The 21,373-nt window shown below is 72.2% G+C and carries 20 protein-coding genes; 16 read left to right on the top strand and 4 right to left on the bottom strand.

Going from position 1 to position 21,373, the window contains the following annotated elements:
• Nucleotides 1-48 precede the first annotated feature (48 nt).
• Nucleotides 49-882: an alpha/beta fold hydrolase gene (locus OIE75_RS38735; RefSeq protein WP_307017004.1), complete on the top strand. Its 834-nt coding sequence runs from the start codon at nt 49-51 to the stop codon at nt 880-882.
• Nucleotides 883-955: 73 nt separating this feature from the next.
• On the opposite strand, the gene OIE75_RS38730 is transcribed toward OIE75_RS38735, so the two are convergent.
• The gene (locus tag OIE75_RS38730) at nt 956-1,159 is read right to left on the bottom strand and encodes a cold-shock protein (protein ID WP_003978336.1); all 204 of its coding nucleotides are present in this window, start codon (nt 1,157-1,159) and stop codon (nt 956-958) included.
• A gap of 330 nt (nt 1,160-1,489) precedes the next feature.
• Here OIE75_RS38730 and OIE75_RS38725 point away from each other — a divergent pair, with 330 nt between their 5' ends.
• The 3 genes from OIE75_RS38725 to OIE75_RS38715 all read left to right on the top strand — a co-directional run bounded on the left by OIE75_RS38725 (nt 1,490) and on the right by OIE75_RS38715 (nt 4,042).
• Nucleotides 1,490-2,254: a hypothetical protein gene (locus tag OIE75_RS38725; protein ID WP_329473716.1), complete on the top strand. Its 765-nt coding sequence runs from the start codon at nt 1,490-1,492 to the stop codon at nt 2,252-2,254.
• A 219-nt stretch (nt 2,255-2,473) separates the two neighbouring features.
• Entirely contained in the window at nt 2,474-2,842 is a 369-nt protein-coding gene (locus tag OIE75_RS38720; RefSeq protein ID WP_329473715.1) for a hypothetical protein, read from the top strand.
• A 114-nt stretch (nt 2,843-2,956) separates the two neighbouring features.
• Nucleotides 2,957-4,042 (top strand): GNAT family N-acetyltransferase, encoded by a 1,086-nt coding sequence (locus tag OIE75_RS38715; protein ID WP_307017001.1) that lies wholly within the window; start codon nt 2,957-2,959, stop codon nt 4,040-4,042.
• Between the two features lie 27 nt (nt 4,043-4,069).
• On the opposite strand, the gene OIE75_RS38710 is transcribed toward OIE75_RS38715, so the two are convergent.
• Nucleotides 4,070-5,494, bottom strand: a complete 1,425-nt coding sequence (locus OIE75_RS38710) for a Gfo/Idh/MocA family protein (RefSeq protein ID WP_329473714.1) — start codon at nt 5,492-5,494, stop codon at nt 4,070-4,072.
• A 169-nt stretch (nt 5,495-5,663) separates the two neighbouring features.
• A complete protein-coding gene (locus OIE75_RS38705; RefSeq protein WP_329473713.1) occupies nt 5,664-6,509 on the bottom strand; it encodes a GntR family transcriptional regulator in 846 nt (281 codons plus the stop codon).
• A gap of 226 nt (nt 6,510-6,735) precedes the next feature.
• Between OIE75_RS38705 and OIE75_RS38700 the strand changes: the two genes are divergently transcribed.
• From OIE75_RS38700 to OIE75_RS38680, 5 genes are all read left to right on the top strand, one after another.
• On the top strand, nt 6,736-8,001 hold the full coding sequence (locus OIE75_RS38700; RefSeq protein ID WP_329473712.1) for an extracellular solute-binding protein: 1,266 nt from the start codon (nt 6,736-6,738) through the stop codon (nt 7,999-8,001).
• Between the two features lie 36 nt (nt 8,002-8,037).
• Entirely contained in the window at nt 8,038-9,021 is a 984-nt protein-coding gene (locus OIE75_RS38695) for a carbohydrate ABC transporter permease (RefSeq protein WP_329473711.1), read from the top strand.
• Nucleotides 9,018-9,869 carry a carbohydrate ABC transporter permease gene (locus OIE75_RS38690; protein ID WP_122619235.1) on the top strand — a complete coding sequence of 284 codons (852 nt, stop codon included), beginning with the start codon at nt 9,018-9,020 and terminating at the stop codon, nt 9,867-9,869. Before OIE75_RS38695 ends, OIE75_RS38690 begins: the two co-directional genes overlap by 4 nt.
• A 62-nt stretch (nt 9,870-9,931) precedes the next feature.
• Nucleotides 9,932-11,548, top strand: coding sequence for a beta-N-acetylhexosaminidase (locus OIE75_RS38685; RefSeq protein ID WP_329473710.1), 1,617 nt, complete (start codon nt 9,932-9,934; stop codon nt 11,546-11,548).
• Entirely contained in the window at nt 11,545-13,002 is a 1,458-nt protein-coding gene (locus OIE75_RS38680) for a cellulose binding domain-containing protein (protein WP_329473709.1), read from the top strand. The genes OIE75_RS38685 and OIE75_RS38680 overlap by 4 nt, the downstream gene beginning before the upstream one ends.
• Nucleotides 13,003-13,018: 16 nt before the next feature.
• Here the strand turns inward: OIE75_RS38680 and OIE75_RS38675 are convergent, their stop codons facing one another.
• Nucleotides 13,019-13,240, bottom strand: a complete 222-nt coding sequence (locus OIE75_RS38675; protein ID WP_161327279.1) for a hypothetical protein — start codon at nt 13,238-13,240, stop codon at nt 13,019-13,021.
• 372 nt (nt 13,241-13,612) lie between these two features.
• Here OIE75_RS38675 and OIE75_RS38670 point away from each other — a divergent pair, with 372 nt between their 5' ends.
• From OIE75_RS38670 to OIE75_RS38640, 7 genes are all read left to right on the top strand, one after another.
• The gene (locus OIE75_RS38670; protein WP_329473708.1) at nt 13,613-14,440 is read left to right on the top strand and encodes an endo alpha-1,4 polygalactosaminidase; all 828 of its coding nucleotides are present in this window, start codon (nt 13,613-13,615) and stop codon (nt 14,438-14,440) included.
• Nucleotides 14,441-14,472: 32 nt separating this feature from the next.
• Nucleotides 14,473-15,801, top strand: a complete 1,329-nt coding sequence (locus tag OIE75_RS38665) for an ABC transporter substrate-binding protein (RefSeq protein WP_307016993.1) — start codon at nt 14,473-14,475, stop codon at nt 15,799-15,801.
• A 14-nt stretch (nt 15,802-15,815) separates the two neighbouring features.
• Nucleotides 15,816-16,766, top strand: a complete 951-nt coding sequence (locus OIE75_RS38660; protein ID WP_307016992.1) for a carbohydrate ABC transporter permease — start codon at nt 15,816-15,818, stop codon at nt 16,764-16,766.
• Complete coding sequence (locus tag OIE75_RS38655) at nt 16,763-17,650, top strand: carbohydrate ABC transporter permease (protein ID WP_307016991.1); 888 nt, start codon at nt 16,763-16,765, stop codon at nt 17,648-17,650. Before OIE75_RS38660 ends, OIE75_RS38655 begins: the two co-directional genes overlap by 4 nt.
• A gap of 61 nt (nt 17,651-17,711) precedes the next feature.
• Nucleotides 17,712-18,671 carry a carbohydrate kinase family protein gene (locus OIE75_RS38650; protein WP_329473707.1) on the top strand — a complete coding sequence of 320 codons (960 nt, stop codon included), beginning with the start codon at nt 17,712-17,714 and terminating at the stop codon, nt 18,669-18,671.
• On the top strand, nt 18,668-19,993 hold the full coding sequence (locus OIE75_RS38645) for an alpha-glucosidase/alpha-galactosidase (protein ID WP_329473706.1): 1,326 nt from the start codon (nt 18,668-18,670) through the stop codon (nt 19,991-19,993). The genes OIE75_RS38650 and OIE75_RS38645 overlap by 4 nt, the downstream gene beginning before the upstream one ends.
• Nucleotides 19,994-20,053: 60 nt before the next feature.
• Nucleotides 20,054-21,307 (top strand): Gfo/Idh/MocA family protein, encoded by a 1,254-nt coding sequence (locus OIE75_RS38640; RefSeq protein WP_307016988.1) that lies wholly within the window; start codon nt 20,054-20,056, stop codon nt 21,305-21,307.
• Nucleotides 21,308-21,373: the final 66 nt, after the last annotated feature.

Genomic DNA, 21,373 nt, shown 5'->3' with positions numbered 1-21,373 from the left:
ACGCGCGGCGTCCGGCGCCGGGCACCCGACCGAGAGGAGCACTCCCTGATGTCCGCATGGCAGCTGCCCGAGTCGTACCGCAGCGGCTCGGGCACCGTGCGCTGGAACCGGCTGGGCGCCCCGGACGGGCGCCCGCTGGTCCTGCTGCACGGGACGCCGTTCTCCTCGTACGTCTGGCGTGCGGTGGCCCGTTCGCTGGCGCGTGACCACCAGGTGTTCGTGTGGGACATGCCCGGCTACGGGCTGTCCGAGAAGTTCCCGGGCCAGGACGTGTCGCTGGCGGCGCAGGGCAGGGTCTTCACCGAGCTGCTGGACCACTGGGACCTGGCTGAGCCCCTGGTCGTCGCGCACGACTTCGGGGGCGCCGTCGCACTGCGGGCCCATCTGCTGCACGACGCCCGCTACCGGGCGCTGGCCCTGGTCGATCCGGTCGCGCTGGCGCCCTGGGGGTCGCCGTTCTTCCGGCTGGTCCGCGAGCACGCCGAGGTCTTCGAGCAGCTGCCCCCGGCGCTCCACGGGGCGCTGGTGCGCGAGTACGTGGGTTCCACGGGCGGTCCCGGACTGCACCCGGCGGTGCTGGACCATCTCGTCCGGCCCTGGCTCGGCGAGACGGGGCAGCCGGCCTTCTACCGGCAGATCGCCCAGGCGGACCAGCGGTACACCGACGAGATCCAGGACCGGTATCCCCGGATCGGCGTACCGACACTGATCTGCTGGGGTGAGGACGACGCCTGGATTCCCGTGGCGAAGGGGCGCGAACTCGCCGCCGCCGTGCCAGGCGCTCGGTGGGAGCCGATCGCCCAAGCGGGTCATCTGGTCCAGGAGGACGCGCCCGCCGAGCTGACCGCCGCACTGCTCGGCTTCCTGCGCGACGTTCCCTGACGGCATACCGCAGGGCAGGGTGCCCGGAGACGCGCGGTCTCCGGGCACCCTGCCCTGTTCGGCAGTCTGCCGGTCAGGCGGGGGTGATGTTCTCCGCCTGCGGGCCCTTCTGGCCCTGGGTGATGTCGAAGGTGACGGCCTGGCCTTCCTGGAGCTCGCGGTAGCCCTGGGCGTTGATGTTGGAGTAGTGCGCGAAGACGTCGGGACCGCCGCCGTCCTGCGCGATGAAGCCGAAGCCCTTTTCAGAGTTGAACCACTTGACAGTTCCGCTGGCCATGCCTTTTGCCTTTCAGCCGTTATCGGATCCGCACCGCGCGAACCCGGAGGTGGTCGTCCTGGTCCTCCGGCATTGCACAGCAAACCGCCCGCACTCCGGGGCGGGCGGTCTGGGCGAACCACGACATCTGCTGCTGACGCTACACGGCATGTCCGAGCCCCACCAGTGAGTAAGGGGTGTGAGCGGCAACGATGTTGCGTACAGGGGCCCGGAAAGGCCGCCGTGCGGGTCCCCTCTGCGCCATCCGGGGGAGACGTCGGGGCGAGCGGACACCCCGGTTCCGTATGTGGTCTAGCTATGAGTAGTCCACCCACGGAGTCGGAGATCGATATGACCGTCAGGAAAGCGCTGGCCCTGGTGATCGGCGCTGCCGTGTGCACCGTCGTGCTGGGGACCGGCTGCGCCCGGCAGCAAGCGGACGCCTCCTTGCAGGACGCGCACGCGCCGGGCAGTTCGGCGGCCCAGCCGGTGTCCCCCCGCCCCGCTCCCCCGCGCCACTTCCCCCGCCCGCTTCCCGGGGTCGGGCCGGTCATGCGGGACCTGCTCCCGCCCGGTACGCGGCAGGCCCTGGTGGTCACCGGCGAGTCGGAGACCTCGTCGCAGGCGCGGGTGGTGCTCTACGAGCGGGATCCCGCCCGGGGCTGGCGGGCGGTCGCGGGTCCCTGGTCCGCGCACAACGGCCTGCGCGGCTGGACCGACGACCACGAGGCGGGCGACCTGCACTCACCCATCGGTGTCTTCGGCCTCAGCGACGCGGGCGGCCGGCTGCCGGACCCGGGCAGCCTGCTCCCGTACGACGAGGATCCGGAGTTCGCCGTGTCGGGCACCGGGCATCTGGGTGAGCCGCTGGAGGGGTCCTTCGACTACGTGATCGCCATCGACTACAACCGGGTGCCGGGCACCACCCCGCTGGACCTGACCCGCCCCGAGGGGGAGGACAAGGGCGGCGGCGTCTGGATCCACGTGGACCACGACGGGCCGACCAACGCCTGCGTGTCCCTGAGCGAGGAGCACATGCGCGCGTTGCTGACCGCCGTGGACCCGGACAAGGAGCCGGTGGTCGTCATGGGCCCGAGCGAGGTCCTGGCGCGGTAGCGCACCCCGCGAGCGTCCACCCCGCGTAGACGCCCGGTGCGAGAGGGCAACGGAGCACGACGTCACCGGACCGGGCCGGACGGACCGGTTCGGACGGTGCGGTCTTGACGGGACGGAGCGCGGTCGGCCTACTGGAGAGCCAACTGGGCGTATGCGGGGGACTGGACCAATGTCGGCCCGCGGTCCGCCCCGGCCGGGACTGAGGTCAGGAGTCCGACAGTGCGGCGTCGACGGGCAGCGGCGGCAGTCCTGCTGGCGTGGGCGCTGCTGTATCTCCTCACCCCCCGGCCGCCGGTGCTCGCCGAGGCGTCCGCGGAGCGTGCGGCGGTCACGGTCGCCGTGGTGGCCGACACCGCGGGGGAATCCGGCCCGTGCGAGGAGGACTCCCGGGCCCGTCACGTCGCCGTCCGCGCGCCGAGGGCCGCGGGCACGGCGGGCGCCGACGACGGGGACGCCGCCCGCGCCCCGGCACATGCCCACGCCGCCCGGCGGGACGGGACGGCGGCCGGCCGTCCGTATCCGGCCCGCGGGAGGGTGACCGACGAGGGCGCCCGGGGCGTGGCCGCACTGCGGCCGTTTCGCTGCTGAGCGAGGCGGTACCGAGCAGGCCTGCGCCGCGCGGCCCGGGTGACCACCCGCCGCGACCCGGCGTCCAGCAGGCCGTCGTGTGTCCTCTGTTCCGACGACGCAGGAGGCAGTCGCGTGTCCGGTAAGCGCATCGACGTGATCGGGCCGGGGCGGCTCGACGCGGACGACCACAAGATCTGGCGGGAGATCAGGGCCGCCTCCCGAGCACCGGCGAACCCGTTCCTGGACCCGGCGTTCACGACGGCCGTGGGGCTGGTCAGGCCGCGGGCCGAGGTGGCGGTCCTGCGGGAGGACGGCGTCCCGGTGGGGTACTTCCCGTACGAGCGGGGCTTCGCGGGCCAGGGGCGGGCCATCGGGCTCGGGGTGTCGGACAGCCAGGGCGCCGTGCTGCGGGAGGGCATCCGTCTCGACCCCCGCGCGCTGCTGCGGGCCTGTTCGCTGTCGTCCTGGGAGTTCGACAACCTGGAGTCGGACCAGGACATGTTCCTGCCGCACACGGCCGAGGCGCTGGCCTCGCCGGTCGTCGACCTGGGTGACGGCTTCGACCGGTACGCGCGGGCCCTGCGCGCCGGGTCGCCCGGGTTCCTGAAGCAGACCCTCGCCAAGGAGCGAAGACTCGCCCGGCAGGTCGGCGAAGTCCGCTTCGTGTACGACGAACAGGACCCCGCGGCGCTGGGCACGCTCATGCGCTGGAAGTCCGCGCAGTACCGGCGCACCGGCCGGCGCGACCGGTTCGCGCAGACCTGGATCAACGGGCTGGTGGAGTTGCTCGCCCGGAGCGAGGATCCCGGGTGCCGTGGTGTGCTGTCGGTGCTGCACGCCGGCGGCCGGCCGGTGGCCGCCCACTTCGGGCTGCGCTCGCCGACGGTCCTGTCCTGGTGGTTCCCGGCGTACGACCGCGCGTACGGCAAGTACTCCCCCGGCCTTCTGCTGCTGTTGCGGATGCTGGAGGCGGCGGCCGCGGACGGGATCGGGACGGTGGACCTGGGCAGTGGCCCGGCCCGCTACAAGGAGTCGTTCAAGACGCGCGACCTGCGGGTGTACGAGGGTGCGGTGGTGCGTCCCGGGCCGGGCGGCGCCGTCCACCGGATGCGTCGGGATCCGGTGCGGGCCGCCCGGCGCTTCGTGCGGGACCGGCCGCGGCTGGCGCGCACCGCGGCCCGGGCGCTGGAGGAGCTGGGCCGGGTGCGCGACCACTGACGCGGGCCGGGGGTGCGCGGCGGGGGTTCAGCGCACGGGCGGCATCTCGGTGGGCGTCGAGTCGAGGCCGGGCCTGCGCTCGCGCCAGGCACCCCGGGTGAAGTCGGGGATCTCGACCGGGCGGCCGCCCCGGGCCAGGGAGGTGACGCTCAGCGGGACCGGCGCGCACCAGGCGGCCGAGTCGTAGACGTCGATGTCCGGCACCAGCCCCACCCGCATGAGCTGGACCAGGCGCCACTGGAGGACGTAGTCCATGCCGCCGTGACCGCCGTTGTTCGCGGCGTCGTCGCCGACCTTCTGCCACAGCCAGTGGTCGTACTCCTTGCGGTAGGCCTCGAAGTCCCGCCAGGTGTGGCCGCTGTGGTCCGGTTCGACGTAGATCCGGGCACCGGTCGGGGCTGCTCCGGCGTAGTCCTCGACGATGCCCCGGCTGCCGGCGAGGGTGTTGATGCGGCTGTACGGGCGGGGCGAACTCACGTCGTGCTCCGCCCGGATGGTCCGGCCCCTCGCCGTTTCGATCATGCAGGTGACCAGGTCACCGTTGATGTAGTTCTCCTTCCAGGAGGGGTGGGCCCGGGGGACGAAACGCGCCCGGTAGTCGGCCAGGCCCTTCGGCGCGGTCGAGGTGGCGGTCAGGGTGGCCATGCGGTCGCCGCGGTTGACGTCCATGGCCGCCGCGATGGGCGCCAGACCGTGCATCGGGTAGAAGGAGGCGGTGCTGCGGGTGTGCCAGAGCCGGCGCCAGGAGTCGGTGTAATAGGTGTCGGAGAAGAGGAGTTCCCGCAGGTCGTGGAGGTAGCCTCCGTGACCGTTGGTGAGGTCTCCGAACAGGCCGTCGTGGGCCGCCTTCAGCATGGCCAGCTCGTTGCGGCCGTAGCTGCAGTTCTCGGACAGGAGCAGGTGCCTGCGGGTGCGCTCGGAGGTGTCCACGAGGTCCCACAGCTGGCGCAGTTCGGTCGCGACGGGGAGCTCCACCAGGGCGTGCTTGCCGCTGAGCAGGGCCGCTCTCCCCTGCTCGTAGTGGAACTCCCACGGCGTGGCGATGTACACGAGGTCGATGTCGTCGCGCCTGAGCATCCGGGCGTAGGAGTCGGCCGAGCCGCCGTATTCGGCGGGCCGCGGGTGGCCCTTGCCCGCCAGCCGGTCGGCGGCGCTCTTGGCGCGGTCGGCGCGGATGTCGCAGACGGCGGTCACCGTACAGCCGGGTACGGCGGCCCAGCCGGTGATCATGCCGCCGCCCCGGTTGCCGAGGCCGATGACGCCGACGCGGACGGTTCTGTGGGCCTCGAAGGGCACGCCGATCATCGACTTCTGGCCGGGCCGGCGGCGGGGCGGCGCCGGCTCGGCCGCCGACGCGGACGGGGCGGCCGCGGTCATCCCGGCGGCGGCCGCTCCGGTGGCGACGGCGGAGCCCAGCAGCAGTCGGCGTGAGACAGCGGGCTTTTCGGACATGACGGCAACACTCCTCGTGGGCGGTCGGCTGCACGGTGGGGGCGCGGACGGGCGTTGTCGAGCACTGTCGGGGCATGACTCTGCGACGTCAGCCCTGACATGTCAATACGTGCTCGATACAAAGCCGTTCCGAGCATCTCCACGCACCGGAGGGTGCTCTTCGTCGCATCTACATGCCGTCCTGGACCACTCCGCGGGTCGAGAGCGTGACGGGGTCCTTGGTGGTGAAGTCCCCGGGCGGGATGCCCGGATGGTGCCCCTGGCCCGGGGGCGGGGCCTGGTCGCGCGGGCCCAGGGTGAGGCGGGAGACGATGCGGTAGCGGTCGCCCCGGTAGAGCGAGTGCACGTACTCGACGGGGCGGCCCAGCGTGTCGGTGGTCAGGCGCTCGAAAAGGAGCGCCGGGGAGAGTTCGGGGACGTCGAGGAGGTCGGCCTCGGCCCGGGTGACCACGGTGGGCTCGATCGACTGGACGGCCTCGCTGACCCGGACGTCGTGCCGCTCGGCCAGGTGCGCGTACAGGTCGCCCTGCTCCAGTTCCTCACTGGTCAGGTCCGAGACGAGGTCGGCCGGTACGTGCAGGTACTCGATGGCCATGGGCACCCCGTCGACCAGTCGCAGCCTGGCCACGTAGTGGATCCGCGCCGCCGGCGACATGCGCAGCTTGCGGCCCACCCGGGCGCCCGCGGGGAGGGTGCGGACCTCCAGGAGCCTGCTGGTCCAGGCGCCCGCGGCCTGCAGGAGGCTGAAGGCCCGCCGGTCCGAGACCAGTTCCTGGGTGATCTTCTCGGCGGCGACGAACATGCCCCGGCCGTGCTCGCGCACCAGCAGTCCGGCGACCACCAGTTCGTCGACCGCGGCACGCAACGTGGGCCGGGACACACCGAGTTCGGCGCACAGGGTGCGTTCGGAGGGGATGGCGTCCCCCGGGCGCCGTTCCTCGACGAGTTCCAGGATCGCGTCGCGGACGCGCTCCCGCTTGAGCACCGCACCGGAGGCGGCGGCGTCGATCTCCATGCAGTACTCCCATAACTGGTCTACTGGTCAGCCGAGCTTACCTGTCCACCTCGCTCGTGATCCAGCCACCCGTCAGGCCTACACGGCTGAAATCCCGTACATACGCGAGGGGTTGACGCCCTCATTGGTCCATGCCACCTTCGACCAACGCCGACTGGTAAGCCCTGCGCCCCTTACTGGTCAAGTGTGGGTGCGTCGTCCCTTCCAGCTCTCCCAGAGGTGAACCGTGAAGTACCGCTCCCTCGCCCTGTTCTCCACGCTGGTGCTCGGTGCCGGGCTCGCCGCCTGTTCCTCCGGCGACTCCTCGGACGGCGCCGGGTCCGGCCGGACCGCCCTCGACGTGTGGCTCATGCGCGACAGCGTCTCGGCCGGCTTCCAGAAGGAGTTCGAGGCGGGCTTCGAGAAGGCCCATCCCGGCATTGACCTGAAGATCCAGATCCAGGAGTGGGAGGGCATCGGCGAGAAGGTCACGGCCGCACTGGCCAGCAACGACGCCCCCGACGTCATCGAGGTCGGCAACACCCAGGTCGCCCAGTACGCCCAGAGCGGCGGCCTCACCGACTTCTCGGACCGGGTGGACGAACTGGGCGGCGGCGACTGGCTGAAGGGGCTCGCGGAGCCCGGGTCGTACGACGGGAAGCAGTACGGCATCCCCTACTACGCCGCCAACCGGGTCGTCGTCCACCGCACCGACCTGTTCGAGAAGGCGGGGGTGGACCCCGCCTCGATCAGGACCAGGGACCAGTGGATCGCCGCCACCCGCAAGCTCGACGAGGGCGGCACCCAGGGGATCTATCTGCCGGGCCAGAACTGGTACGTCCTGTCCGGGTTCGTCTGGGACGAGGGCGGCGACCTGGCCGTGAAGTCGGGCGGCGGGTGGAAGGGCGGCCTCGACAGCCCCGGGGCGCTGCGGGCCATGGACTTCTACCAGCGCCTCCAGGCCCTCGGCAAGGGCCCCAAGGACTCCGACGAGTCCCAGCCGCCGCAGGCGGAGGTGATGGCCAAGGGGCAGGTCGCGCAGATCATCGCCGTCCCCGGCGGTGCCAAGGTCATCGAGGAGAAGAACCCCGAACTCAAGGGAAAACTGGGCTTCTTCCCGATCCCCGGCAAGACCGCGGACCGGCCCGGCGCGGTCTTCACCGGCGGTTCCGACCTGGTCGTCCCGGCCGTCGCCGCGCACCAGGAGGAGGCGTTCACCTTCATCCGGGAACTGACGGGCGACGTCTGGCAGAAGAAGCTCGCGGTCGCCATGAGCTACGTACCGAACAAGACCACGCTGGCGGACGCCGTCTCGGGCGACCCGGGGACCGCGGCCATGGCCGCCGGTGCCGCGAACGGACACGCCACGCCCAACACCCCGCAGTGGGCGGCGGTCGAGGCCAAGAACCCGGTCAAGGAGTACATGACCGCCGTCCTCACCGGCGAGGACGCCGCGTCCGGGGCCGCGAAGGCGTCCCGGACCATCACCGACACCCTCAACAGCGACTCCTGACCACGACCCCGACGACCCGAGGGAACAGGAGGCGCCGTGTCGACCGTCCGTGAGCGGAGCGTGCCGCGCGAGGCAGCCCGTCGCCGTCCGCCCGCCCCGTCCGGGCCCGCGCGGCGACGCGGCGGGTCGGGCCGGGGCTCGCCGTGGCCGTACCTGCTGATCGCGCCCGCCGTGCTGGGCATGGTCTACCTGCTGCTCTATCCGCTGGCCCGCGCGGTGCTCATCTCCGTGCAGGACTTCCGGCTGCGCCAGCTCATTCTGGGCGATGCCGAGTTCGTGGGGCTGCGCAACTACCGGACGCTGCTCGGCGACCCGGAGTTCTGGGAGGTGGTGCGCCGCACCTTCGTCTTCATGGCGGTCTGCGTGGTCGCGATCATGGTCCTGTCGACCCTGGTCGCGCTGATGACCGAGCGGCTGGGCAGGGTGGCCAGGACCGTGCTCCTCAGCTCCCTGGTCCTGGTCTGGGCGGTCCCGGTGGTCGCGGCCACCACCGTCTTCCAGTGGCTGTTCCACTCCGAGTTCGGCATCGTCAACGAGACCCTGACCGGCCTCGGCCTCGACTCGTACGAGGGATACACCTGGTTCGCGCACGGCGGCACCGCGTTCGCCATCGTGGTGGTGCTGATCGTCTGGCAGTCCGTGCCGTTCGCGGCGATCACGCTCTACTCGGCGCTGGTCACCGTGCCGGCCGAGCTGTACGAGTCGGCGCGCATGGACGGCGCGGGCGGCGCGCGCGTCTTCCGCTCCGTCACCTTCCCGCTGATCCGGCCGATCTTCATGCTCGTCCTGTCGCTCGAGGTCATCTGGACGTTCAAGGCGTTCGTGCAGATCTGGGTGATGACCCGGGGCGGCCCCGGCGAGGCCACCACCATCCTGCCGGTGTACGCCGTGCAGACCGCGCTGGCCGGGCAGCGCTACGACCTGGGGTCGGCCGCCTCGATGCTCACGGTGCTGCTGATGAGCGGCGTCCTCGTCCTGTACTTCCGCCAACTCTTCCGTCAGGAGGGCGAGCAGCTGTGAGCACCCCGCGCCCCTCACCGCGCCGCGCGCTGCGCCGCCTCCCGCTCAACGCGGCGGCCCTGCTCACCGTCGTGGTCTGCCTGTTCCCCGTGTACTGGATGGTCACGACGGCCCTCAAACCGTCCACGGACATCCAGTCGTACGACCCCCGGCTGATCCCCGGCGCGTGGACGCTCGACCACTTCCGGCGGGCCGTCGGCGCCGACGGGTTCGCGCTGTTCTGGCGCAACAGCATCCTGGTCACCCTCAGCGCCGTGCTCCTCGCCCTGCTGGTCGCCCTCGGCGCCGCCTACGCCGTGGCCCGGATGCGCTGGCGCGGGCGCCGGCAGTTCATGCTGGCGGTGTTCATCGCGCAGATGGCGCCCTGGGAGTCGCTGATCATCCCGATCTACATCATCTCCCGCGACACCGGCATGCTCGACCGCCTGCCGACGCTGACGCTCGTCTACTTCATGATCACACTGCCGTTCACGGTGGTGGTGCTGCGCGGCTTCATCGCGGGCATCCCGCCCGAGCTGGAGGAGGCCGCGCAGGTCGACGGGTGCACCCGGGGCGCCGCCTTCCGCAAGGTCGCGTTCCCGCTGCTGGCGCCCGGTCTGATGGCCACCTCGCTGTTCGGCTTCATCACCGCCTGGAACGAGTTCACCTACGCCAACTTCCTCATCATCAAGCAGCAGGACAGCCGGACGCTGCCGGTCTGGCTCTCCTCGTTCCAGTCGACCTTCGGCACCGACTGGGGAGCCACCATGGCGGCCTCCACCCTCTTCGCCCTCCCCGCGCTGGTCGTCTTCCTCGCCCTGCAACGCCATGTGACGGCCGGGCTCGCCTCGGGAGGCGTCAAGGGCTGACCCGCACGGCCCTCCCCGCCCTCCCCCACACGCCGCGCACCGCCGACCACCGGAGCCGTCCCGTGGACCTGCCACGCCCCGAACTGGCCCTCGTACCCCGCCCCCGACGTCTCTCCACCCGTGCCGGCCGCTTCCGCCTCGACGACACGACCCGGCTGCGGGTCACCCCGGGCGCCGGACCCGCCGCCGCCCTGCTGCGCACCCTCCTCGCCCCCGCCACGGGGCTGCCCCTGCCAACGGCCGCAGACGGCGCCTTCGTCCTCGCTCTCGACCCCGCCCTGACCGGCCTCGGCGACGAGGGCTACGGCCTGACCGTCAGCCCGCAGGGCGTCCTCCTGCGCGCCGCCCGCCCGGCCGGACTCCTGCGCGGCGTGCAGACGGTGCGGCAACTCCTGCCGTACGAGGCCCTGTCCGGGCGGCCGGTGCGCGGGGTGCCGTGGGAGCTGCCCGCGGTGGAGATCACCGACGTGCCCCGGTACGCCTGGCGCGGCTCCATGCTCGACGTGGCCCGGCACTTCCAGCCGGTGTCCTACCTGCGGCGCTACGTCGACCTGATGGCGCTGCACAAGCTGAACGTGTGCCATCTCCATCTCACCGACGACCAGGGCTGGCGGATGCCGGTGGCCGCGTATCCGCGGCTCACCGAGGTCGGCGGAGCGCGGGCGGAGTCGATGGCGGGGCCCGCGGGCAGCGACCGCTTCGACGGCGTCCCGCACGGCGGGTCCTACACCCGGGCGGAGCTGCGGGACCTGGTGGCGTACGCGGCCGACCGCGGTGTGAGTGTGCTCCCGGAGATCGGGTTGCCCGGGCATGTCCGCGCCGCGCTGGCCGCCCACCCCGAGCTGGGCACCGATCCCGGACGGCGTCTGGGCGTGTGGACGCACTGGGGGGTGTGCGACAACGTCCTGGGCACCGACGACCACGTCCTGGACTTCTTCCGCACCGTCCTGGACGAGGTGATGGACGTCTTCCCCTCGCCGTACGTCCACATCGGGGGCGACGAGTGCCCCACCGCCGAGTGGGAGCGCAGTGCGGCGGCGCGCGCCCGGACCGCTCGGGAAGGGCTGCCGGGCCCCCGCGCCCTGCACCCCTGGTTCATCGCCCGCATGTCCGAGCACCTGGTGCGGGCGGGCCGCCGGCCGGTCGTGTGGGCCGAGAACGGCGTCGCCCTCCCCCTGGACTGCACGGTGATGAGCTGGCGCGAACCCGGCCACGCGCACGCGGCGGCACGGCGCGGGCACGAGGTCGTGCACGCCGACCACCGTGCGACCTACTTCGACTACCCGCGCGGCCCCGGCCCCGGTGAACCGCCCGGACAGCCCGGCGGGATCGTCGACCTGCGGGCGGTGTACGACGTGGATCTCACCGCGCCCGCGCCGGAGGCCGCGTCCCGGGTGCTGGGCGCCCAGGGCCAGTTGTGGACCGAGTTCGTGCCCACCGGGGCGCACGTCGAGTACCTCACCTACCCGCGGCTGTGCGCGCTCGCCGAGCGGGTCTGGGACGGCGCGTCCGGCTGGCGGGACTTCACGTCCCGGCTGGCCGGGCACCGGGCCCGCCTGGACGCCCTGGACGTGCCGCACGCCGACCCGCCGGCCCCTGTGCCGACACTCCACGCCCCGAGCTTCACACCCCCCACGCTCCCGCACCCGCGGGAGCCCTGCCGAAAGGATTCCCGATGAGCAACCGACCCACCGGCCGTCTCACGAGCCGATCCACCGGCCGAACCGGCCCCGGGCGCGCCCGACTCGCGCTCGCCCTGGCGGCACTCCTGGGCGGCGGCGCCCTGACCGCCCTCCCCGCCCAGGCCGCCCCCGCGGCGGACGGCCTCAGCGTCCAGTACCGCACCAGCGCGGCCGGGGCCACCGCGGACCAGACGGAACCCTGGCTGAAGGTCCGCAACACCGGCTCCTCCCCCGTCCAGCTCAGCCAGGTGAAGGTCCGCTACTACTTCAAGGCCGACTCGCCGGGCGACTCCTACCGCTTCGCCTGCTCCTGGGCGGTGCGCGGCTGCTCGGTCGTCACCGGCACGTTCGGCACGCTGAGCAACCCGACGGCGACCGCCGACCGCTACCTGGAGATCGGCTTCACCCAGGCGGCCGGCACGCTGGCGCCGGGCGCGGACACCGGCGATCTCCAGCTGCGGTTCCACCGGACCAACTGGCAGACGGTCCGGCAGAGCGACGACTACTCCTTCAACGGCGCCCAGACGTCGTACGCGAACTGGGACAGGGTCACCGCTCAGCTCGCCGGTGCCACCGTGTGGGGCACGGCCCCCGAGGGCAACGACCCGACCGACCCCACCGATCCCACGGACCCGCCCGGCGACGGGCAGGCGCTGTTCGACGACTTCGACTACAGCTCGCACACCGACCCCGCGATCTCCGCGCACGGCTGGAGCGTGCGCGCCAACTCCGGCGGCCCGGGCGTCCCCGGCGCCACCTGGGACCCGTCGAAGGTCACCTTCGTGTCGTCCGGGGGCAACTCGGTGATGAACCTGGAGACCTCCACGGCGGGCACCGGCGCGTCCACCACCCACACCGAGGTCCTCACGCGGGCCACGAAGTTCCGGAACGGCACCTACGCCGCGCGCGTGAAGTTCTCCGACGCGCCGAAGTCGGGGCCCGACGGGGACCACCTGGTGCAGACGTTCTTCACCATCAACGACCTCAAGGCGCCGATGGCCGACGACTACGCCGAGTACGACTTCGAGTACCTGCCCAACGGGGGGTGGGGCGAGCCGGCGAACATCCTGTACACGACCTCCTGGGAAACCTACAACCCCGACCCCTGGCAGGCCGTCAACCAGCACTCCGAGCAGCGCCGGAGCTACGCGGGCTGGCACGACCTGGTCGTCACGATCGACGACAGCGCCATCACGTACTACGTGGACGGGCAGCACTTCGGCACCCACGACGCGCGGTATCTGCCCGAGCGGCCGATGTCGATCAACTTCAACCAGTGGCTGATCGACCTGAACGGCCAGACGTCGACGACAGCGCGCGCCTACGACCAGCAGGTCGACTACGTCCTGCACGTCAAGGACCGGGTGCTCACCCCGGCCCAGGTGGCCGCGAAGGTGGCCGGGTACCGGGACGCCGGTACGGACTTCGTGGACGAGGTCCCCGCCCCCTGACCCCTGGCGGGGACGGTCAGAACAGCCGCTCCTGGGCGGGTGCGGGCCGTCCCCGCCGGTTGCGGGGCCGGGTGCCCGGCGCGGGCGCCTCCTCCCCGAACAGGGGGGCGGTGCCGTACTCGTCCGGCTCGGCCGGCACGGTGGCGGGGCCGGTGCCCACGTTGAGGACCAGCGGGGCGTCCCGGTCGAAGTCGCCCGGTGTCATCGCCACCCACTCACGGTCCTGCCGCTCTCCCACGCACCGACACCTCTCTCGCGCCGCCCGCCGCGACCACGCGACGCTACCAGCCCCGCGACCACCCGGTGATCACGGCTCCGACCTGGCTCCCTCCCATCGTTCCCGGCGCTCCGCCGACCGACGCATCATGATTGTTTCTGCGCTGAATGATGGTTCTTCGATCAGCTTCGTGCACGGACTCTCTCATTTCGAACCCTTGACAGGGGCTGGATCCGGTCGATTTACTCCCGATCAACGCCGATGCCATGCGATCGGCGGCAGAGGTACGCCCAGCCGGTAGCTGGCTCGACGCCAGGAGTCCGGACTGAGTCGCCAGGACTGCCATGCGCGTCCGAGGCGGGGCCGTGCCCACCACCCTCCGGAGCTCGAACCATGAGCCGCACGCAGGTGCACACCTCGAAGAAGCCGGTTCTGGCGGGCGTTTGCGCCGCCGCCGTCCTCGCCACCGCCGCCGCCCTCGTCCCGGGCAGCACCCCGGCCGAGGCCGCGGTACCGGCCCCGCCCCCCGCGCACGCGGACTTCGACTACCAGATCGGCGGCGCCTACACCCCGCCGTCCGGCGTACGGGTCGTCAGCCGCGACCACACGGCCTCCCCCGCGGCGGGCCTCTACAACATCTGCTACGTCAACGCCTTCCAGGCGCAGCGCGGTGCCGAGGACGAGTGGGACGACGACCTGCTGCTGCGCGACGCGGGCGGCGACATCGTGTACGACACCGAGTGGAAGGAGGCCCTGCTCGACCTGCGCACCGCCGACAAGCGCGAGCGCGTCGCCGAGAAGATCGGCACCTGGATCGACAGCTGCGGGGAGAAGGGTTTCCAGGCGGTCGAGCCGGACAACTACGACAGCTACACCCGCTCGGAGAAGCTCCTCGACGCCGCCGACGCCCAGGCGTTCGTCAAGCTGCTCGCGGAGCGCGCGCACGCCGACGGGCTGGCCATCGGACAGAAGAACACCGTCGAACTCGCCGGGAACCGCGTGGCGAACGGTCTGGACTTCGCCGTGGCCGAGGAGTGCGGCGAGTGGGACGAGTGCGGCGACTACACGGCCGAGTTCGGCGACCACGTCATCGTCATCGAGTACACCGCCAAGGGCCTCTCGAAGGCCTGCTCCGGGTTCGCGGACACGCTCAGCATCGTCCGGCGCGACCTGGACGTCTCGCCGAAGGGCAGCAGCTCGTACGTCCGTGAGACCTGCTGACTTCACCCGACGGCCAGTCCTTGGAGGTACAGATGGATGCGGTCCGACGTGCCGCAGGACCCTCCCGCAGGAGGGTGCTGCGGTCGGCCGGAGGCGCGGCGCTCACCGCGGTCGCGGGCACCGCGCTGGCCGGCTGCGGAGCCGGTGGGGATGACGGCGTCGCCCCCGACGGCACGGTCACCATCGAGATGTGGCACGGCCAGGCCGACACCGCGAAGAAGGTCCTGCAGGGCCTGGTGGCCGACTTCGAGCGCAGCCACCCGCGCATCAAGGTGTCGATGGGCGGCGGGGTGCTGTCGGACGTGATGCTCCAGAAGGTGACCGCCGCCCTCGCCGCCGGGTCCTACCCGGACATCGCCTACATCTTCGGCTCGGACCTGGCGCGGGTGGCCCGCAGCCCGCAGGTCGTCGATCTGACCGAGGAGGTCGAGTCCGGTCCCGTGCCGTGGAAGAACCACTGGGCGGCGGCCCGGGAGGCCGTGACGATCAACGGGCAGGTCAGGGCCGCTCCGGCACTGCTCGACTCACTCGCCGTGGTCTGCAACAAGAAGCTGTTCCGCGAGGCCGGCCTGCCGCTGCCGGAGGCCGGCTGGAGCTGGCAGGACTTCGTCACCTGCGCGCGTCGCCTGACCGACAGCGGCCGAGGCCGGTTCGGCACCGGCTGGCCCGGCACGGGCGACGAGGACACCGTGTGGCGCCTGTGGCCGATGATCTGGGACCTCGGCGGCGACGTCGTCGACGACAGCGGCAAGGGCATCGGCTTCGCCGACTCCGGCACCCGCGCGCTGGAGGTGGTGGCCGACCTGGTCCGCGACAAGAGCGTCTACATCGACCCCAAGCCCGGCAGCGAGCAGATGTACCAGGTGTTCCTGTCCGGCCGCATGGGCATGGTGGTCACCGGCCCTTGGCAGCTGCCCGACGTCGAGCACGCGGAGATCGACTACCACGTCGCTCCACTGCCGACCTTCAGCGGGCGCCCGGTGACCATCTCGGGACCCGACACCTGGACCGTGTTCGACAACGGCGAGGCGCGGTCCCGCGCCGCCCGCACCTTCCTGGACTGGCTCTCGCGGCCCGAGCAGGACGTGCGCTGGGACATCGAGGCGGGCAGCCTCCCGCTCAGCCGCCGCACCGAGTCCCTGCCCGCCTGGCAGGACAAGGTCGCCCGCACCGAGGGCCTGGCCGTGTTCACCAAGGCCCTGGAGACGGCGCGCGTGCGCCCCGTCCACCCCGCGTACCCGGAGGTCTCGCAGGCGCTGGGGCAGGCGATCGTCGCCGTGCTCCTGGGGCGCGGCACTCCCGAGAAGGCGTTGCGCGCCTGCGCCGACGACGCCAACGCCGCCCTGCTCATACCGCGCTGAGGAGCCACACCGCCATGCCGCGCCTCCCCCAACCCATCACCCTCGCGGGTCCGCCGCCGGAGCCACGGGCCCTGCGCCGCAAGCGCCGGCGCGAGACGGGCACCGCCTGGGCCTTCGTCTCACCGGCGGTCCTCATCGTCCTGGGCCTGAGCATCGTGCCCGTGATCTGGTCGCTGCTGCTGTCCTTCCAGGCCAGTGACCTGGTGACGCCGAGCCGCTGGGTCGGCCTCGACAACTACCGCGCCCTCGCCCAGGACCCCAACTTCAGTCAGGCGGTCCGCAACACCCTGCTCTACACGGTCCTGTACGTGCCGCTGAGCATGTTCTTCGGACTGGTCCTGGCCCTGGTGCTGAACCGGCGTATCCGTCTGGTCGGCCTCTACCGCACCCTGATCTTCGTGCCGTTCGTCCTGTCGGCGACCGCGCAGGGCGTGCTGTTCTCCTTCATCCTGGACCCGGAGTTCGGCGCCGCCAACTCGGTGCTGCACCGCCTCGGCATCTCGTCGCAGGGCTTCCTCTCCGATCCGTCCCAGGCGCTGCTGGTGCTGGTGGCGATCACTCTGTGGAGTGGCACCGGGTTCTGTGTCGTCGTCTATCTCGCCGCCCTCCAGGACGTGCCGCAGTCCCTCGTCGAGGCGGCCCGCCTCGACGGCGCCGGCCGCCGGCACTTGCTGCGCCACGTCACGCTGCCCACCCTCACCCCGGTCACCGTCTTCCTGGTGGTGTGGCAGGCCATCCAGTCCCTCCAGGTCTTCGACCTCGTGTACGTCACCACCAAGGGCGGCCCGCTCGGCTCGACCACGGTGATCGTCTACTTCATCTGGGAGCAGGCGTTCAAGAACGCCACCGCCGGATACGGGGCCTCGGCCGCGTACGTCCTGGCCGTCGCCCTCGCCCTGGTCGCCGGGTCCGTCCGCATCGTCCGGCGTCGGGGACGCCACCGTCTCGAAGGGGCCCGATCATGACGGCGACCTCCACCCGGCCCGACACCGTCCACGCCCTCGCGGCGAAGCCCGCCACCGAACGGCGCCGGCGGCGGCTCCCGTTCAGTCCGTGGCACCTGCTGCTCGCGCCACTCGCCCTCACCTTCGCCGTGCCGCTGGTCTGGCTGCTGCTGAGTTCGGTGATGAGCAACGCGGAGATCAACCGCTTCCCGCCGGCCCTGTGGCCGTCCGGCATCGATCTGGGCGGCTACCGCTACGTGCTGGGCAACGCGATGTTCCCCCGCTGGTTCGCCAACTCGCTGATCGTCTCGGCCGTCACCGTCACCGCGAACCTCGTCTTCGGCTCGCTCGCCGGGTACGCCTTCGCCCGGATGCGGTTCGCGGGGTCCCGGGTGCTACTGGGGCTGATGCTCGCCACCATGGCGGTGCCGTTCCAGCTGACGATGATCCCGACGTTCCTGGTGATGAAGAAGTTCGGGCTCATCGACACCCTGGGCGCGCTGATCGTGCCGTCGCTGGTCACCCCGTTCGCGGTCTTCCTGCTGCGGCAGTTCTTCCTCTCGCTGCCCAGGGAGCTGGAGGAGGCCGCCTGGATCGACGGCTGCTCCCGGCTGCGGGTGCTGTTCCGCATCGTGCTGCCGCTGTCGCGGCCGGCGCTGAGCACGGTGGCCGTGCTCACCTTCCTCACCACGTGGAACGACCTGACCTGGCCGCTGATCGCGATCAACCACGACACGCAGTACACGCTCCAGCTGGGCCTGACCACCTTCCAGGGACAGCACCACACCCAGTGGGCCGCGGTCATGGCCGGCAACGTCATCACCGTGCTGCCGGTGCTGCTCGCCTTCCTCGGCGCGCAGAAGACCTTCATCCAGTCGATCACCTCCAGCGGTCTCAAGGGCTGACGTCCCGCCACGTCCCTGCCCTCCCGCACCGCAGTCACCTCCGTCATCCCAGGGAAGACCCATGCCGCACACCCTCGACCTGCTCGTCGTCGGCGACGCCAATCCCGACGTCGTCCTCGGGCCGCTCGACGCCCCGCTCGCCTTCGGGCAGCGCGAACACCTCGTGGCCGACGGCGCCCTCACCCTCGGCGGCTCCGCCGCGATCATGGCGTGCGGCGCGGCCCGCCTCGGTCTGCGGGTGGCGTTCGCCGGACGCGTCGGCGACGACGACGCGGGCCGCTACATGCGCGACAGCCTCCGCTCGCACGGCGTCGACACCACCGCCCTGTACACCGATCCGCGCCTGCCCACGCCGCTCACCGTCGTCCTGACCAGGGCCGAGGGGGACCGCGCCATCGTGACGGCGCCGGGCACCCTGCGGTCCACGACGGCCTCCGACGTCCCGGCCGACCTGCTGGCCGCGGCCCGGCACGTGCACGCCGCGTCGTACTTCCTGCTGCCCGGCCTCGCCGCCGGTCTGCCCGGCCTGCTGCGCACCGCGCGCTCGAACGGCGCGACGACCTCCCTCGACACGAACGACGACCCCTCGGGGCGCTGGGACCCGCCCGGTCTCGACGCCGTGCTCGCCCACACCGACTACCTGCTGCCCAACGCGGCCGAGGCGCGGCGGCTCGCCGGAGTCGACACCGCCGACCTCGGCGAGTCCGCCGCCGCCCTCGCGAAGCGAGGACCGACGGTCGTCGTCAAGAACGGGGCCGAGGGCGCCCTGTGCCACGACGGCCGCACCCTGCTCGCCACGCCGGGCATCCCGGCGCGGCCCGTCGACACGGTGGGCGCCGGCGACAGCTTCGACGCCGGGTTCGTCGCCGCCCTCCTCGCCGGGCTCGCCCTGCCCGACGCCCTCGAACTCGCCGCCGTCTGCGGCGCGCTGTCCACCCGCGCCCACGGCGGCACGACCGCCCAGCCCACCTGGGACGAAGCGTTCGCCCAGGTCACCCGTAACGGAGAGAACCCCGCATGAGCACCGCCCAGCCGACCGCCCCCAAGATCACCTTCATCGGAGCCGGCAGCGTCGTCTTCACCCAGGGCCTGCTCGCCGACCTCTTCGCGTTCGACGAGCTGAAGTCCGCGCACATCGCGCTGCACGACATCGACGCGGAGCGCCTGTCCACCGCGCGGGCCGCGGCCGAGTACATCGCCGCCGAACGCGGCGCCCGCCCCCGTGTCACCGCGCACGCCGACCGCCGCGAGGCCCTCGCCGGCGCCGACTTCGTCATCAACATCGTGCAGGTCGGCATGCGGGAGGCGACCCGCACCGACTTCGAGGTACCGGCCCGGTACGGGCTGCGCCAGACCATCGGCGACACCCTCGGCGTCGGCGGCATCTTCCGCGCCCTGCGCACCTTCCCGCTCCTCAGGGAGCTGGGGCGGGACATCGCCGAGCTGTGCCCGGACGCCTGGCTGCTCAACTACACCAACCCGATGGCGATGAACGTCCAGTACCTCGCCGAGGCGACCGGCCTGACGCGGGTCGTGGGACTGTGCCACTCCGTCTACTGGACCATCCAGAGCCTGTGCGATCTGCTCAAGGTCCCCTACGAGGAGGTCACCTACCGGGCCGCGGGCGTCAACCACCAGGCGTGGGTGCTCCGTCTGGAGCACGGCGGCAATGACCTGTACCCGCGGCTCGACGCCCTGATCGCCGAGGACGAGCAGTTGCGCCGGCGGGTCCGCGTCGACATGTACCGGCGCCTGGGCGCGTACCCGACCGAGACCAGCGAGCACTCCTCCGAGTACGTCCCCTGGTACCTGCACCACGACAGCGAGATCGACCGGCTGCGGCTGCCCGTCGGCGCCTACCTGGACATCGTGGACGAGAACGTCGCCGAGTACGAGCGGACCCGGGACGCGCTGGCCTGCGGCGCCCCGCTCACCGTCGAGGGCACCATGGAGTACGCCCCGCAGATCATCCACAGCATCGTGACCGGCACGCCCCGCACGATCTACGGCAACGTGCCCAACCACGGCCTGATCGACAACCTCCCCGCCCGCGGCGCCGTCGAAGTCCCGTGCCTGGTCGACTCCTCGGGCATCCAGCCCACCCGGATCGGCGCGCTGCCCCCGCAGCTGGCGGCCCTCAACCGCACCTACCTGAGCACCACCGACCTGGTGGTGCGGGCCGCGACGGAGGACGACCCGCGGCACATCAGGCACGCCGCGATGACCGACCCGGCGACGGCGGCGACGCTGCGGGTCGAGCAGATCTGGGAGCTGTGCGACGACATGGTCCGTGCCCACGGTGACCGGCTCCAGCCGGGGCTGCGGGCGGTGCTCGCACGCTGAGCCGACGCGACCGGCGCGACGAACACGACGAGGGACCAACACGACGAGGGAGGCGGGACGATGCCCCGAGTGACGCTGGCACTGGTCGGTGCCGGTCTGCGCGGGCTGACGTACGCACGCCACGCCCAGGCCACCGGCGCGGGCGAGGTGGTGGCGGTGGCCGAACCGGACCCCGTGCGCCGGGCCGCGGCCGGACGGGAGTTCGGCGTGCCGGCGCACCATCTGTACACCGGCTGGGAGGAGCTGGCGGGGCGGGAACGGCTGGCGGACGCGGCGGTGGTCGCCACCCAGGACCGCCTGCACACGGCGCCCGCGGTCCGGCTGGCGGGGCTCGGCTACCACCTGCTGCTGGAGAAGCCGATGGCGACCGGGGAGCGGGAGGCGACGGCCATCGCCGAGGCCGCGGAGCGGGCCGGAATCATGCTCGCGGTCTGTCACGTCCTGCGGTACACGCCCTACACGCGGGCCCTCAAGTCCCTGCTGGACAACGGCCGGATCGGCAGGCTGACGAGTGTGGAGCACCTGGAGCCGGTCGGCTGGTGGCACCAGGCGCACTCGTTCGTGCGCGGCAACTGGCGCCGAAGCGACACCTCGGCGCCGATGCTGCTCACCAAGGCGTGTCACGACGTGGACTGGCTGGTCCACCTCGTCGGCAGCGCCCCGCGGCGGGTCTCGTCCTTCGGCTCGCTCACCCATTTCCGCGCCGACGCCGCGCCCGCCGGTGCGGCCGCACGCTGCCTGGACTGCTCGGTCGAGGCGGACTGCCCGTACTCGGCCAAGCGGCTCTACCTCGGCTGTCTGGGCGACGCGGACAGCGAGTTCTGGCCGCTGTCGGCGGTGACGGACACCTTCACCGAGGAGGGCGTGGAGCGGGCGCTGCGCACCGGTCCCTACGGGCGTTGCGTGTACGCCTGCGACAACGACGTCGTGGACCACCAGGTCGTCGCCATGGAGTTCGCCGACGGCGCCACCTGCTCGTTCACCATGAGCGCCTTCACCCCGATGGGGCACCGGCGCACGCGGCTGCACGGCACGCACGGCTTCGCCGAAGGGGACGGGACGAGCATCCGGCTGGTCGACTTCCGCACGGGCGCCGAGTCGGTGGTCGATCCCGAGGTCACGGCGGGGGCTTCGGCGGCCGACGGGCACGGTGGCGGGGACGAGGCGCTGGTCGACGCGTTCCTCGACGCGGTCGCCACCGGTGACGCGAGCGCCCTGGCGTCGGACGCGGCCGCGAGTCTGGCGACCCACCGGGTCGTCTGGGCCGCGGAACGGGCCCGCCGTACTGGCGAGGTGGTCACGATCGGCTCGTGACGCGGACGCTTGGCGCGGCCCCGCGTACGGGGGATGACACGGGGCCGCACCAGCAAACTATCGAAG

Source organism: Streptomyces sp. NBC_01723, from assembly GCF_036246005.1.
Taxonomy (GTDB): Bacteria; Actinomycetota; Actinomycetes; order Streptomycetales; family Streptomycetaceae; genus Streptomyces.
Note: the sequence above shows the minus strand (reverse complement) of the source record. Positions and strands in the feature narration are given on the sequence as shown.